Origin of the sequence: Azospirillum sp. B506 (genome assembly GCF_000333595.1) — a bacterium.
In the GTDB taxonomy this organism is placed as follows: Bacteria; Pseudomonadota; Alphaproteobacteria; order Azospirillales; family Azospirillaceae; genus Azospirillum.
Window position 1 is genome coordinate 1 of the sequence record NZ_BADK01001008.1, and the last position, 1,920, is coordinate 1,920.

Genomic DNA, 1,920 nt, shown 5'->3' on the forward strand with positions numbered 1-1,920 from the left:
TCATTCATCCATGCCTGATTTCCGATCCGGAAACGAGGTTGCGGCGCACGAAGTAGCTGTTGAGCGTTTCATTGAAGCGATCGCCGTCGGCGGTCACGCCATGCCGGTCCGCTTCGCGCAAGGCCAGGGCACGGGCCATGGCCAGTCCCATCACCTGGTCATACGCCATCGGATTCAGGCGAAGCTCCGTCAGCAGATCGTCCTGGGCCGTATCGTTCGAGGCCGGCTCCATCCGGCGGATCATCCGCTCCCAGGTATCGGTGTGGGCAAAGGGAAAGTTCGTCACCTTCGGTTCGAACGGCCGGGTCAGCAGTTCCGCAATGGACTGCAGCATCGCCAGGGCATCCTCCCGCTTGATGTCGAGGCGTCCGGCGGGAAGCCAGCACCGCAAGGCTTCGATGTCGCTCCCTCCGCCCTCTTCGGCGGCGATGCCGAGGATGTGTTCGTAATCGCGCTGCGGAAAGTGGAGCGACTTCGCGATGGACAGCAGCCTGTCGCGGACGGAACCGCCGATCACCGCCTCTTCGACGGCCCGGTCGAAAGTGGCGCGGATGTTGACCATCGCCTCGCTGATGGCGGGATATCCCAGATCGGCCGGTCCGTGGACGATCGCCACCTCGTCGTCGTCGTCCAGCACCCCGTCATGGAAGGCGGCGAAGACCTGCCCCACGCCGGTCATTCCGTAGGCATCCAACTCCGCGGCGCGGAGCGCCCCCATGCTGGCGGCACCGAAGACATGAACGCCCTGGGTCAGCGCCCAGAGGATTTCCTTGTGCCAAACGGCGGGTACACGCTCGAAAAAGCCGTCGACGATCCCGATGACGCGGGCGCCGCCCTGCACCGCGCGGTAGACGTCGCCTTGGGCCGCTGGCGGACGGTAATCGGCGTCGAGGACTGTCTTCGCCGTCGCGACCGGCAAGCTGGGGCCGAGGAACACCACGGTTTTCATAGAGATTAGTCTTCTTGCGGGCGCGGCCACAACACGGGCGCGGGCGCCGGGACAATAGCCGGGCGCGTCGTGCAGCCCCTCCAGGCCCGGGACGATGACGCGCGCCACCTCGACCCCCGGGATATGTCCGCCAAGATCCACGGCGACCACCTGTTCGATGCCGACGGCACGCAGCCGGTCGAGCTGATGGGCTATGTCCTCATCGAAGCTATCCCAGCTGGCTGTCGGACTGTCCTGGAACGAAAGCGCGGGCGCACCATCGTCCCGCTCGATCCTGGCGAGCATCATTGCGACGCGGCCGGGGTCGCGGGCCGATTCGAAGAAGTCACGGTGGGCGTCGTCGCGGGCGCCGGCAATGAAGGTCAACCGGGTCTGCGCCGCCTCGGTCAAGGCGCGCAGGAGGGCGATCTCGCGGACCGGATGGCAACCGCTGCCGTCGCTTGAATAGAATTGGCCCAAATGGTTGGGTTTGCGGTCGGCGATGATGCAGGCGAAGGCCGGTAGCCCGACGTCCGTGGTGATCGACCAGACGCCGACCGCCTGTCCGGCATCGCCGAGAAGGTCGAGCGCATGACGGCAGGCCGGGTCGTCGACCGTGGACAGATCGAGGCGCCCCGACGGGTTGCCGCTGGCGCCGTCGATGGCCCACAGGGCAAGAGCGTCGCGCTCGACCACCTCGCAGATGCCATGGCCGACGGCTTCGAGCCAGTGATTGCCGCTCGCGAGCCCGTTGGAGCTCATCTGGAAATTGCCGCTGCCGCTGGGCAGGGGCAGCGAGAAGTCGGTGTGGACCGACTCGTAGGGCACCCAGACCTGGCCGCCGCCGATCAGATCCCGCCCCTCGCACCACAGGATCGGGCGGAAGGGATGGAAACGGCTGGTGGTCATGCGCGGCAGGCGCGACACGTCCAGAACGGGGGCCTGCTGCTTCAGTTCGGCAAAGCAGCTCCAGCGCAACGGCAGCCGCGCAT

1 protein-coding gene is annotated in these 1,920 nt (G+C 66.7%); it reads right to left on the minus strand.

Annotated elements, in window-relative coordinates:
• Window positions 1–4 precede the first annotated feature (4 nt).
• On the minus strand, window positions 5–1,920 hold a 1,916-nt coding region (locus I71_RS36625), incomplete at its 5' end, for a YcaO-like family protein (RefSeq protein ID WP_148294422.1).